The organism is Streptomyces sp. NBC_00459 (assembly GCF_036013955.1).
In the GTDB taxonomy this organism is placed as follows: Bacteria; Actinomycetota; Actinomycetes; order Streptomycetales; family Streptomycetaceae; genus Streptomyces.
Genome location: NZ_CP107903.1, coordinates 3,952,055 through 3,965,022, shown reverse-complemented (window position 1 = coordinate 3,965,022; position 12,968 = coordinate 3,952,055). Strand labels below are relative to the sequence as shown.

At 70.5% G+C, this 12,968-nt stretch carries 10 protein-coding genes; 4 read left to right on the top strand and 6 right to left on the bottom strand.

The window, feature by feature from the left end; all coding sequences use genetic code 11:
* Positions 1 to 48: 48 nt before the first annotated feature.
* Positions 49 to 576, bottom strand: a complete 528-nt coding sequence (locus tag OHN74_RS17280; RefSeq protein ID WP_327695431.1) for a DUF7848 domain-containing protein — start codon at positions 574 to 576, stop codon at positions 49 to 51.
* 116 nt (positions 577 to 692) lie between these two features.
* Between OHN74_RS17280 and OHN74_RS17275 the strand changes: the two genes are divergently transcribed.
* On the top strand, positions 693 to 1,640 hold the full coding sequence (locus tag OHN74_RS17275; protein WP_327695429.1) for a DUF5753 domain-containing protein: 948 nt from the start codon (positions 693 to 695) through the stop codon (positions 1,638 to 1,640).
* Positions 1,603 to 1,722 carry a DUF397 domain-containing protein gene (locus OHN74_RS17270; protein WP_327695428.1) on the top strand — a complete coding sequence of 40 codons (120 nt, stop codon included), beginning with the start codon at positions 1,603 to 1,605 and terminating at the stop codon, positions 1,720 to 1,722. The genes OHN74_RS17275 and OHN74_RS17270 overlap by 38 nt, the downstream gene beginning before the upstream one ends.
* Positions 1,723 to 1,784: 62 nt before the next feature.
* On the opposite strand, the gene OHN74_RS17265 is transcribed toward OHN74_RS17270, so the two are convergent.
* On the bottom strand, positions 1,785 to 2,345 hold the full coding sequence (locus OHN74_RS17265; RefSeq protein WP_327695427.1) for a hypothetical protein: 561 nt from the start codon (positions 2,343 to 2,345) through the stop codon (positions 1,785 to 1,787).
* Positions 2,346 to 2,608: 263 nt separating this feature from the next.
* On the opposite strand from OHN74_RS17265, the gene OHN74_RS17260 reads away from it, so the two are divergent.
* On the top strand, positions 2,609 to 6,541 hold the full coding sequence (locus OHN74_RS17260; RefSeq protein ID WP_327695426.1) for an nSTAND1 domain-containing NTPase: 3,933 nt from the start codon (positions 2,609 to 2,611) through the stop codon (positions 6,539 to 6,541).
* 83 nt (positions 6,542 to 6,624) lie between these two features.
* Here the strand turns inward: OHN74_RS17260 and OHN74_RS17255 are convergent, their stop codons facing one another.
* From OHN74_RS17255 to OHN74_RS17240, 4 genes are read right to left on the bottom strand one after another with little or no spacing between them, the layout of a single operon-like run.
* On the bottom strand, positions 6,625 to 7,428 hold the full coding sequence (locus OHN74_RS17255; protein ID WP_327695425.1) for an SAM-dependent methyltransferase: 804 nt from the start codon (positions 7,426 to 7,428) through the stop codon (positions 6,625 to 6,627).
* A gap of 16 nt (positions 7,429 to 7,444) precedes the next feature.
* Positions 7,445 to 9,613 (bottom strand): acyltransferase family protein, encoded by a 2,169-nt coding sequence (locus tag OHN74_RS42895; RefSeq protein WP_443060402.1) that lies wholly within the window; start codon positions 9,611 to 9,613, stop codon positions 7,445 to 7,447.
* On the bottom strand, positions 9,610 to 10,194 hold the full coding sequence (locus OHN74_RS17245) for a hypothetical protein (RefSeq protein ID WP_327695424.1): 585 nt from the start codon (positions 10,192 to 10,194) through the stop codon (positions 9,610 to 9,612). The genes OHN74_RS42895 and OHN74_RS17245 overlap by 4 nt, the downstream gene beginning before the upstream one ends.
* A complete protein-coding gene (locus tag OHN74_RS17240; RefSeq protein ID WP_327695423.1) occupies positions 10,191 to 10,817 on the bottom strand; it encodes an RNA polymerase sigma factor in 627 nt (208 codons plus the stop codon). Before OHN74_RS17240 ends, OHN74_RS17245 begins: the two co-directional genes overlap by 4 nt.
* Before the next feature lie 277 nt (positions 10,818 to 11,094).
* On the opposite strand from OHN74_RS17240, the gene OHN74_RS17235 reads away from it, so the two are divergent.
* Complete coding sequence (locus OHN74_RS17235; RefSeq protein ID WP_327695422.1) at positions 11,095 to 12,885, top strand: acyl-CoA dehydrogenase family protein; 1,791 nt, start codon at positions 11,095 to 11,097, stop codon at positions 12,883 to 12,885.
* Positions 12,886 to 12,968: the final 83 nt, after the last annotated feature.

The following is a 12,968-nucleotide window of genomic DNA, read 5'->3' as shown; positions in this document are numbered from 1 at the left end:
GCCCGAGAGCGACGCTCGCTGACCGAGGTCACCGAGGTCACGATCGGCTCACGCCGTCGGCTCCAGTACGGAGTAGTCGGCGAAGCAGCGGCGGTATCGCGTGTGGCGGGTCTCCTGGGTGTGCCGTCGCTGCCACTCCTCGACCTCGGCCGGGTCCGGGTGCCGTCCCGACACCGCCCCGCAGTCGGCCTCGTTCCCCGAGACGCAGCATGCCTCGTACTCGGGCTCGGCGGAGCCGTCCTGGACGATGGAGTACGGCACGTACCGGAAGATCCGGCGTCGAGGCGGCGGGTTGTCCCCGTACCCGGGATGCGTCTGACGCTGGTGGCGGCGGAGCAGCACATCGGCGTCGGTCTCCCGGCTGCCGTCGCCCTCGTGGCGGGCCAGGTGCCGCAGCACGGCCAGCTCGTCGCAGGTGACGCAGCCGGGTACGGGGGTGGGCGGGGTCGGGTAGCTCGTCGAGGTCAACAGGTCAGTGACTGAACGCCGGTTGACCTCCCGCACGCTCACGCTCAGCCGCTCGTCCCTGGTTGTCGGCCACTCGACTTGCTGTACTTCCTGCTGTTTCTCTGCCATGCCCGCTCACTCCGTACGCGCGTCATTACTCTGGGTGTATCGAGCGTGGCTGAGGGGAACGGTCCGTATCAACGCCTGGGGCGTGCGAATGGGGCATTGGCACATGAGGGGGACGCGTGGTGCGACGGAACGGCGACGACGGCTCCGGGGCCGGGGTCAGCAATGCCGCACTGTTCGGCGAGGTGTTGAAGCACTTCCGCGAGGCCGCGCTGCTCACGCAGGCGGCGTTGGCGCAGCAGATCCCGTGCGACCGGTCCCATGTGGCGAAGGTGGAAGCGGGCGTCAGCGTTCCACAGGACACGTTCGCGAAGGCCTGCGACGAACTGCTGGGTACGGGCGGGGTGTTGCTGCGGTTGTGGAAGAAGGTGGACTGGTATCCGGAGGTGCAGCATCCGGACTGGTTCGCGCGTCGGGCGCGGATGGACGCGGATGCGGTGGCACTGCGGGAGTATCAGGAGCAGGTCATCCCCGGCCTGTTGCAGGCGCCGGGCTACGCGCGCGCTCTGTTCTCCCAGATCTCGACCGGCAGCGAGGTGGAGGAACGCGTCAGGGCCCGGTTGAGCCGCCAGCCGCGCTTCCTTGCGGACGACGGGCCGTTGTACGTCGCTGTCCTGGACGAGAGTTGTCTGCGCAACGCGGTCGGCAGCCCGGAGGTCATGCGGGACCAGTGTGCGCATCTGTTGGGCGTCGGACAGCGCCCCAACATCCGTATCCAGGTGGTCCCGACAGGCCTTTTCGGGCTTGTCCCGCCCAAGAGTTCCATGTCCCTGATCGATCTCGCGGACGAGCGATGGGTCTACTCGGAGTCGTTGAGCCAAGGGCACTTCAGCAATGATCCAGCAGACTATCTACGCCATAGCCAGACCTATGATGTGCTCAGGGCGGACATTCCGTCGGCCCGCGAATCCGCCGCTCTGATCAGCGACGTGATGGAGGGTTACGAGCATCATGCACAGGCACGAACTCGACACGGCGACCTGGATCAAGAGCAGCTACAGCGGCAACGACGGCGGCAACTGCATCGAGGTGGCCCCCGGATTCCCAGGCGTCGTCCCGGTCCGTGACAGCAAGGTGGCTCCTGGGGGCCCGGCGATCGTCATAACCCGCGCCGCCTGGGCCGAGTTCGTGGCGTTCACGTCCCGCTGACGCACGGTGTGCCCGGCGGAAGGCTCCGCCGGGCACACCGGGATGTCACCGATCGTCAGAACTCAGCCGTAGTAGACCTGGATGAGTCCGACATTGTCGTTGAGCGCCCCGCCGACGTTCGGCACCGGGAGCCGACCGGTGGCGGCGTAGTTCAGGGCGCGGTTGTGGAAGACCGCCACCGTGCAGGTGCCGTATCCGCGCGCCGAGGTGAGGTTCGTCGACCAGTAACTGTCCGGATGCAGTGAGTAGCCCGAGCCGTCGCACGGACCGTAGTCGCCGTACACCGTGGTCTGGTTGCCGCCGTAGTTGTGGTCGGAGTACCACTCCATCAGCGCGGTCGCCTGAATCGACCTGCCTCCGCTCTTGGACAGAGCGTCGGACGACTTCAGGTGGGCGCGGGCGTCGGCGGCGGACTTGTTCGAGCAGTACCGGTACAGCTCGGGCGAGGCACCGCCGTCGGCGGGCGCCTTGCCCACGAGGACGACGCAGTGCTTCGTTGCCGCGGCGGCGGACGTGTCCGCCGCCGCCGCGCCCGTCGGTGCCGCGGCCAGGAGCAGGCCGGCGAGGCCTGTCGCTGTGCCGATCAGGCCGAGAACGCTCTTCTTCTGGATCGTTCTGGTCACTTCTTCCCCCTCAGGGATCGCGTCCGCCGCGGCGTACTCACTGTGGTCGGTGCCGGTGCGGCCCGTGGTGTGTGGTGCATGGCGGACGGTGTCCGGTCGCCACGAGGGCGGCTGGGCCGTCGGCTTCAGGTTTAGCGGGTTTGGCGTTGTTCGCGTTCGGAGCCTGGTGCCGAACAAACAAGTCCTGAAAAATACGACTCCGCAGTGCAGGGTGTGGCACGGGGGAAACGGGGAGCCACGGGGACCATCGGGGAGGGGCGGTAATGCCGCGCAAGGAGCGACCGCTGATCGCGGGGGACGGTCCGCTGTTCGAATTCGCCGCAGGGCTGCGGCAGTTGAGGCGGAAGGCGGGGAATCCGCCCTACCGGAGGCTGGCGGAGCAGGCGCACTATTCGATCTCGACCCTGTCCTCCGCGGCCTCCGGGCAGCGGTTGCCGACGCTCGCGGTGACACTGGCGTACGTGCGCGCCTGTGACGGGGACACCGAGGAGTGGCGGGAGCGCTGGCGGGAGGCCGCCGAGCTGTTGGGGGAGCTGTACCCGGAGCCCGGACCGGGGGATGAGGGCGGCGCGCCTTCGCCGTACGCGGGGCTGCGTTCCTTCCGGGAGCAGGACGCCAAGTGGTTCTTCGGGCGGGAACGGCTACTGGAGGAACTGGCCGGGCGGCTGGAGCGGCAGCGGTTCGTGGTGGTGATCGGGGCCTCAGGGTCGGGCAAGTCGTCGTTGCTGCGGGCCGGGTTGGTGCCTCGGCTCGAGGCCGTGGCTGCGACGACGGTGGTCGTACTGACGCCTGGGGTGCGGCCACTGGAGGAGTGCGCCGTGCGACTGGGGGCGTTGGCGGGAGCCACGCCGGGCGCCCTGTACCGGGAGTTACGTGATGACCCGGAGAACCTGGGGCGCCTGATCCGACAGATCGCCGCTCGGTCAGCCGGGTCCGGTGACGGCGAACTGGTGCTGGTCGTCGACCAGTTCGAGGAGACCTTCACGCTCTGCCAGGACGCTGTCGAGCGCAACCGCTTCATCGAGGCACTGGTCTCCGCCGCCTCGGACGCCGGCGGCCGATGTCGCGTCGCGCTGGGAGTACGCGCCGACTTCTACGCGCACTGCACCCGCCACGCGACCCTGGTGGATGCGATGCGTGACGCGCAGGTGCCGGTCGGGCCGATGAGTCTGGACGAGCTGCGCCGTGCCGTCGTGCAGCCCGCTCAGCAGGCCGGGCTGACCATCGAGGGCGCGTTGCTGGCGACACTCACCGCGCAGGCGCACGGCCAGGCCGGCGTGCTGCCGTTGTTGTCGCACGCGCTGTTGCAGACGTGGCGGCGACGGCGGGGCAACGCGCTGACGCTGGACGCGTTCGAGGCGGCGGGCGGTCTGGAGGGCGCCCTCGCACGCACCGCCGAGGAGTTCTACCAGCAGCTGGACGAGGGGCGGCAGAAGCTGGCCCGGCAGGTGTTCGTACGGCTGACCGCACTGGGAGACGGGACGGAGGACACGCGGCGGCCGGCCCGCCTGGCGGAGCTGGACGGCCTGGCGGAGCTGGACGGGCCGGCCGGTGACGGTGCCGGTGAGACCCGTGCCGTACTGGACCTGGCGGCCGGCGCACGACTGCTGACCCTGGACCGCGAGCGGGTCGAACTGGCCCACGAGGCACTGATCCGATGCTGGCCCCGGCTGCACGGCTGGCTGACCGAGGACCGCGAGGCCACCCGGACGGCGCGCCGCCTCACCGACGCCGCGCAGGCCTGGGAGGCACTGGCCCGGGAGCCCGGTGCGCTCTACCGAGGCACCCGTCTCACCCTCGCCGCCGGGCTCGACCGTACGGCGATGTCCGTGCCGGAGCGGGAGTTCCTCGCTGCGGGGCTGGCCGCGCAGGCGGCGGAACACATGGCGGTGCGGCGCCGGGCCCGGTTTCGGCGCCTTGGCGTGGGCCTGCTGAGCGTCCTGCTCGTGCTGACCACCACGACCGCGGCCCTCGCCGTACGGGCGCAGCGGGCGGCGAACCAGCAGCGCGACGTCGCCGGCTCCCAGCGGGTCGCCGAACGGGCCGCGGCGCTGCGGACGGTCAACCCGGCGCTGGCCGCCCAACTCAGTCTGGCCGCCTACCGTCTGTCGCCCACCCCCGAAGCACGCGGCAGCGTACTCAGCTCCTTCGCCACTTCGTACGCCACTGAACTGACCGGCACGGGCGCCGTCACCGCGGTTGCCTTCAGCACCGACGGGCGCCTCCTGGTCACCGGCGACGACGATCGGACGGTGCGGATACGGCGGGTGCCCGATCCGCACCGGCCGGCCGAGCCGGTCACGGTCGGCCGCCTCGGCGGCACCGTCCGCACGGTCGCCGTCAGCCCCGACGGGCGGCTGCTGGCTGCCGGGGGCGAGGACGGGACGGTGGCGGTGTGGGACCTCGGCGACCTCCGGCACCCCCGGCTCGCGGCGTCGCTGCCGGGCGGTGCCGGTCCGGTCGTCGGAGTGGGGTTCGGCTCCGAGGGACGTGGACGTACCCTCGTGGCCGCCGCCCGTGACGGGATCCGGGTCTGGCAGCTGACGGATCCCCGCCGACCGGGCGGCCACACGACCATGGACGTGGGCGGCGACGTCACCTCGGTGGCGTTCCACCGGGACGGGCGGACGGTGGCCACGGGGCATGGTGACGGGGCGCTGCGGCTGTGGAACCTGGCCGCGTCGCACGACCACCTGCGGCTGCTGTCGACCGTGCCCGGTCGGGCCGGCACGACCGACAGGACCGGCGAGGCCGACCGTCCCGACCGTCCCGGCCGCCGCGGTCACCCCGGCCGCGCCGGCCACATCGGCCGGGTGAACGCGGTGGCGTTCGCCTCGGACGGGCGTCAACTGGTCACCGGTGGCGCCGACTTCACCGTACGGTTGTGGGATGTGACCCGGCCGCGTCGGCTCCGTGAGACGCAGACGCTCATCGCGCACACCGACGCGGTCAACGCCGTCGCGGTCAGCCCCGACGGGCGCCAACTGGCCACCGGCAGCACTGACGCGACCGTACGCCGATGGGATGTGACCCGTTCCGGTTCCGCGCGTGAGGCGGCGGTACTCCCGGGCCACACCGGCAGCGTCGGTTCGCTGGCCTTCGGTCCCCGGGGCCGCACGCTGGCCAGCGGCAGCGAGGACCGGAGCACCCGCCTCTGGGACCTGCCCGGCCCGGCCCTGACCGGTCACACCAGTTCACTCTGCGCTGTCTCCTTCAGCCCCGACGGCCGAATGCTCGCCAGCGCGAGCTACGACGGCACCGTGCGCCTGTGGAACCTCGCGGACAAGCGCCGTCCACGCGCACTGGCCCCGCTCACCGGCCATACCGGGCCCGTCCAGTCGGTCGCCTTCAGCCCCGACGGCCGCACCCTGGCCAGCGCCGGTGCCGACGGCACTCTGCGCATGTGGGCCCTGGGAGCAGCAGGCCGCGCCCGCCCGCTGGAGGCGGTCCCTGCCCGGATCGGCAACGTCAACATGCTCGCGTTCAGCCCCGACGGGCGCACCCTCGCGACGGGCGGCGAGCAGGGCGTACGCCTCTGGAACACGGTGGACGTACGCCACCCCCGCCCGCTGTCCGCCCTGAGGCTGACCGGCGCGGTGGACTCAGTGACGTTCGCCCCCGACGGTCGCACCCTGGCCGTGGCCGGCCGGAACAGCACAGCCACCCTCTGGAACGTCACCCGCCGACAGAATCCGGCCCGGCTCTCGGTCCTCACTGGCCACACCGGCGCGGTGAAGTCGGTCGCCTTCAGCCCCGACGGCCGCACCCTGGCCACCGGCAGCGAGGACCGCACCGTACGCCTGTGGAACCTCGCCGACCCCCGCCACCCCCTCGCCCGCGACCGCCTCACCGGCTACACCGACGGCATCATGTCCGTCGCCTTCGCCCCCAGCGGCCGACAGTTGGCCGCCGCGAGCTCCGACCGGAAGGTGCGGCTGTACGGTCTGACAGCCGGCGGCGAGGTCCGGGAACCGGCGCTGCTGACCGCCCACACCAAGCCGGTGGACACCCTCGCCTTCAGCCCCGACGGCCGCACCCTGGCCACCGGCAGCCAGGACTGGACGGTCCTGCTCTGGGACCCCGACACCGAACGCGCCGCCTCCCGGATCTGCGCAACGGTTTTCCCGACGATCACTCGCACCGAATGGCGGCAGTACTTCCCGCAGTGGAAGTACCGTCCGCCGTGCGGGAGCTGAGGATCAGGTCCGGGGCGTCCGACGGGCGATGACCGCGACCTGCTGACGCGTCCGTTCCACGCGGGTGTGTTCGACGCGCGCGTTCAGCCCACCTTGCGCGCCACACCACCGTAGATACCGATCTCCTCGGACCGCTCCGGCGGCGGGGCGTCCGGGTGCCAGAACGGGACCTGGGTCAGGCCGGGTTCGAGGAGCTCGAAACCGTCGAAGAACCGCTCCACCTCGGCGCGGGGGCGCAGGTTCAGACTGGCGGTCGCCTTCCTGCTGTACTCGGCCTGGGCGTCGGTACGGTCCGCGAAGTCGCCCGTGGCGTGCGAGAGGACCAGGAAGCTGCCGGCCGGTAGTGCGTCGCGCAGGGTGGCGACGATCTCCCCGGGCTTCTCCGCGTCGGTCAGGAAGTGGACGACGGCGACCAGGAGCAGGGCGACCGGCTCGTCGAAGTCGATGACCCGGCGGACGTCGGGGTGGTCCAGGACGGCCCGCGGGTCGCGCAGATCGGCGAGCACGGTGCTGGTCCCGCCACCGGAGCGGCTCAGCAGCGCGTCGGCGTGCGCCTTCACGATCGGGTCGTTGTCGACGTACGCGACCCGCACCTCCGGTACGAGCTCCTGGGCGACCTCGTGGACGTTGGGCGAGGTGGGCAGCCCGGTGCCGATGTCGAGGATCTGACGTACGCCGCTGGCGACGACGTGCCGCACGGCGCGCCGCATGAAGGCGCGGTTGGCCCGCAGGCCGATCCGCACCTCGGGTGCCGCGCCGGCGAGCGCGTCGCCTGCCTGCTGGTCGACCTCGTAGTTGTCCTTGCCGCCCAGCAGGTAGTCGTAGATCCGGGCAGGGTGCGGCCTACTGGTGTCGATGCCCTCGATATGGACCCGGTCCTGCGTCACCCTGCGCTCCTGTCGGTCAACTTCCGTCCTGATGAGGGTAGTTCACAAGGCTCAGCGCCAGCTCGTCGAAGTGCTCGCGGTAGGAGTCCGTCGCTTCGTGGAACGCCCTCTCCGAGAAGAGCCCCCGTTCCAGGAACAGAACGGGCGCGCCGGTCAGGGCGCTGTGCATCAGGTGCAACTCTCCCAGGGTGAGCCGGAGTTCGCGTGACTCCGTCCACCCGACCGCGAAACGTTCGGTGAGGGCCTGGACGGTCTCCCGGCTCGCTCCGAGCCGAATGGCGAGGGTGATATCCCCGTTGCCCCCGCCGTCCCCACCGTCCCCACCGTCCGCGCCGTCGAGGAGGACGGTCAGCGCCCGGTGCAGGACGTCGGCCTGGTACGGCCGTACCCAGGCGATGAACTCATCGCCGTCTCGCGTGAGGCGGACGCTCAGTCTCATTCGGCCACCGCCTGGACCGTCTGGACCGCCTGGGTGGCGTGGGTGGTAGGGGTCATGTACGCCGTGTAGGCCGCGTTGTTGATGGTCAGGGCCAGGGCGTCGAACTCCTGCCGGAGGTGGCCCAGCCGGATGTGGAAGGACTCCTGGCAGAACTCGCCACCGGCCTGGACGAAATGGGTGGGTGCGTTCGTCAACGCACAGAGCAGCACGTGGAGTTCGTCCGGGCGGAACCGAATGTCGAAGGGCCCCGCGTGCGGCCCGAGCAGGCGTGCGAGGAGATCGTCGACCACGTCCCGGCCGGCGCCGAGCAGAAGGGTCAGGTAGGCGTCGTCGGCTTCCGTTCCCGTTCCCGGGTAGATCAGAGCCTCGTACAGCAGAGCGGCCTCGGAGGGTTGGAGCCGCGCGCTGAAGCTCGTAACGCTGCCACTCGCGTCGAAGTCGAAGGAGAAGGTGGTCATCGTCTCCTCTTCTACCTGCCGTCGCGACCGAGCGCCAACGTATTCGGTCGGCGTCGGAGCCCGACCCGCTCGCGCCAGGTCTGTTCGGGCGGCGTCGCGCCAGCCTCCGTCCCCATGCCTGGCCCGGCGCCTCGACGCAGAGATAGGTCAGCGCGCACAGCGGCAACAGCGCGGCGAAGAAGGCCACTTCGAGTACGGGGCTGTCCTGGTGCCACCGGCCGATCGTGCTGTCGGTGACCGTCAGCAGTACCGGGTGCAGCAGGTAGACCGAGTAGCTGATCGTCCCCAGGGCGATGAGCGCCCGCGGTACCCGGCGGTGGCGCAGCGCCAGTCCGGTGCCGAAGGTGAGTACGGCCATCAGGAACGCCGTGATCCAGGCGCGGCGTGTGAAGTGGTCCCCGTCGCCGTAGCCGTACGCGCTGCCCACGGCGCAGGTGACGACCACGACGGCTGTGCGGGCGGCGTACCGCCAGGGGGTCCGACCGTGCTCGGCCCGGTGGACGACCGTGCCGAGAAACATCACGGCGAGGATCACCAGGCCCTCCCACACCGGAACCGTGCCGTTGAAGAGGACCAGGACGAGCGCCATGACCCCGGCCACCACACCCCCGAACACGCGGAGTCGGGGTGATCCGGCGCTCGTACAGCAGATGGCGACCACCAGCGCGACCGCGGCGAGCGCGACCAGCCGGCCGGTGCCGACCGCGTCGGACAGGGCGGAGGGCGGGAGCGTGATCCCCGCCGCCACGCTCACGGCTGCCAGCACGGCCAGGGTGACGGCGACCGGCGCCGACCGCTCGTGGCGGCGGACCGTGAAGAGGGCGACGACCAGGAGGTAGAACGCCATCTCGTAGGAGAGTGTCCACAGGACGAGGAGGATGCTGGGGGTGCCCAACAGCTCCTGGAACAGGGTGAGATGGGCGACGGCGGAGGTGACGGTGCCGAGGCCGGTGCGCAAGTCCGCGACGCCCAGCAGGTTGAGGGTGAGGAGTGCGGCTACGACAGCCAGGCACATTGGGTAGATGCGGAAGACCCGCCCGATCCAGAACGTCCGCACGCAGCCCCGGCGTTCCAGCGACGCCGGGATGATGTACCCGCTCACCAGGAAGAACACCATGATGCCGAACCGGCTGGTGTTGAACTCCGGCATCAACTCCCGCCGGAATTCGGGGAGGAAGGAATACGAGGAGTGGTCGAACACGACGACGAGGGCCGCGATGCCGCGCAGGGCGTCCAGCCAGCCCAGTCTGGCCAGGCGTTGCGATGCGGCGTCCGGCGTGCCGGTCATGGGGTGGGCTTCACGGGGACGCAGGGCTTGACCTCGCCCTTGCCTGTGTAGGCGTTGACCCTGTGCGGTTGGGTGTGGCCGCTGAGGTTCTCGAACACCAGCACGTTGCCCGGGCCCAGGGTGATCTCCCGGTTCCACTGAAGGGCGACGATGGGTACACGTTCGCCGTGCTTTCCGGTCGCCCAGACCACGACGTCCCGGTCGCAGACGTAGCCGGGGGGGAGCACGTTCACCATCACCTGGATGTCCTTCGAGCGCAGTTCCTCCGCGAGTTCGTACTGGGCCCCGATACCGATCAACTGGTCCTTGATGGTGAGCGTGACACTGCCGTCACCGTGGCTCTCCACCGCGAACGCCACCGAGTCGGCCGGTGTACCCGGTACGACCACCGCGGCGAGCCCGGCCACCGCACAGGTCGCTGCGGCGAGGGCGATCCGGCGGGGAGTGAGCAGACGTCGTACGGAAGCGTTCGTCCCGCGCCCGCCCGGGTCGGCCTCTGTCGACAGGCCCTCGCGCAGCCCGATCTCCCGCTTCAGCTCCGCCAGGAGCCGCTCCTCGAACGGCGTCGTCCTCGTGCTCATGCCTCGCCCCTCCTGACGTACAAAAGTGATGTGTCCGGCGTCGGCTCCACAGCCCTGGGAGTCGCCTCGGAGTTCGCCTCGCCGCGCAGCGCCTTTCGGGCCCGGTGGAGTCGGACCCGGGCCGTGACCTGGCGGATGCCCAGCGCGGCCGCCGCCTCCGGGATCGTGAGCTGGTCGACCACGATCAGCTCCAGGACGGCCCGCTCGCCCTCGGGCAGTCGTTCGAGAGCGGCCAGGGCGCGCCGCCCGGGACTCTCGGCGTCGAGCTTGTCCTCGATGCGGACTATGTCGTCGGCCTCCAGCAGCCGCCGCCCGGAGAAGCGCCGGTCCCGCTCGGCCTCCCTGGCGACCCGGCGGCGCTCCGACGACACGACGTTGCGTGCGATGCCGTACAGCCAGGCCGTCTCGCTGCCCAGGCGCGGGCGGTAGGTGTGGGCCGAGTCGAGAACGGCGAGGAAGATCTCGGCCGTCAGGTCGGCCGCCGTGTGGGGGTCGTCGACCCGCCGGGCCACGAAGCGCATCACCGCGTCGACATGACGCCGGTAGAACGCCTCGAAGAGCTCCGGGTCCCGCACGGCCTCGGCGGGTCCACCCCGTAACCTCTCCGGCTCCGCAGCGTCCACTGGTGTCTCCTTCGTGTCCTGTTCGTAGCGTCACTCGCCCTTCACCCGTTCTTGGGCCGAGACACGAAAAGCGTTACGAGGAAGACGGCCCGATCCGGATTCCGCTTAGCCGGCGCCGGGCGTCCCGCCGGGGTCGATTGAGTGTTCGAAGTCGCCTGAATCGCCGCTGTCGCACTTCGGCCGATTCCCGTCCATTAATGATGTATATTGGCCGATTTTTAAGTGCTCCTGGTCACAATTGGTTGATCCCCGAATAGCAATGGGCATCTTGATCATCATGACCACGGAGACTCGCACGCCCCGTCCAGTGCTTGATCAAGCCGCCATCACCAGCCTCCTCTTCCGTGACGGAGCGGACGGAGACGAGGTCCACGGCCGCTGGCGCAGAGCGGCCTCGGAGGAACTGTTCCGGCATCGGCCGGGACTGGGGACCCGGGAGCGACAGCAGCTCACCTATCGGCGGCTGAGGGCACTGAACAGACACGTTCCCTCGCCCGAACACTTCGTCAACGACCCTCGCGGACTAGCGGCGTTGCACGAGTGGATCTGCCCCATGGACGGCCCCACGGTCACCGTGGCCACCATTCACTACAACCTCTTTCTCGGCAGCGTCGTCGACGACCAGGTCTCCCCGCCGCGCGATTTGACGGACTTCACCACGATGTCCCGCATAGGGACGTTCCTGGTCACCGAGCGCGCGCACGGCAACGACGTACCGGCGCTGGAGACCGTCGCCCGGTACGACAGGGAGCGCGACGAGTTCGTCCTGCACACCCCGCACCCCGGGGCGCAGAAGTACATGCCCAACACCAGCACCGCGGGCGGCCCCAAGACCGCGGTGGTCGCCGCCCGGCTGATCGTCGACGACGAGGACCTGGGCGCCTTCCTCTTCCTCACCCCGCTGAGCGACGAGTACGGCACCCTGCCCGGCATCACCGTCACCCTGCTGCCGGAGCGCGTCGGTGCATCGGTGGACCACTGCGCCACGAACTTCGACAACGTACGGCTGCCCCGCACCGCTCTCGTCCAGGGCGCCCACGGACAACTCCTGCCGGACGGAAGCCTCGCCAGCTCGGTCGCCAGTACGCGCAAGCGCTTCTTCCACGCCATCAGCCGGGTCACGGGGGGCAAGCTGTGCATGAGTGCCTGCGCGCTCGGGGCGGCCCGGACGGCACTCGCGATCGCTGTCCGGTACTCGTACACCCGGCACATCTCCGGGCCGGTCGCGGGGCAGCGTGTCCCGCTCGCCGCCCATCGCAGCCACCACACCCGCCTCCTCGACCACACCGCGACCGCCTACGCCATGACCTTCCTGCACCGGGCGGCCACCGAACGCTGGGTCACCCACACGCCCGAGGACCGCGTGGCCGCCGAGCGGCTGGTCGCCGTCAGCAAGGGCTGGATCACCTGGCGGGCCCGCGAGATCGCGATCGAGAGCCGGGAACGGTGCGGTGCCCGAGGGCTGTTCCCCGTGAACGGGATCGCCACCATGGCCGGTGACATCGACGGCACGATCACCGCCGAGGGCGACAACATGGCGATCTGGTGCAACGCCGGCGCCGGGATGATCTTCGGGCTGGAGGTGGCGGAGGAGCCCGCCCGGCCCACCGGCGACGAGCCGTTGACCGACCTGGGGCTGCTGCGCCGCGCCCTCGCCACCGCCGAGCGCTACTGGCACCTCGCCGCCCGCCGCGATCTGGGTCGCGACAACGACGGCGACGCCCTCAGCCGCTGGAACGACGCGTCCGACGCCGCCCTCAACCTCGTGGAGGCGTACACGGTCGGCCAGGCCGCCGACGCTTTACTCGCCGCCTGCGACAGCGTCTCGGACCCGATCACGCACTCCGTCCTGGAGGACCTGAGCGCGCTCTTCCTCCTCCGCCAGGTCAGCGCCCGCAGTGGCCTGCTGCTCGCCGAACAGGCCCTCACCGCCGACCAGGTACGCGCCCTGCCGGAGACTCTGCACGCCCTCACGACCCGGCTCGCCCCGCACCTCAGCACCCTGACGCAGGCCTTCGACGTCCCGGAGGAGCACCTGTCGACGCTGCCGATGCTGAGCGGCGTCTGACCTGTCCGACCCGCCGGACCCGCCTGTTCCTGAGCTGGGGCGGGGCGACTGTCGGTCAAAAATGACGTGCTCATGATGTGCAG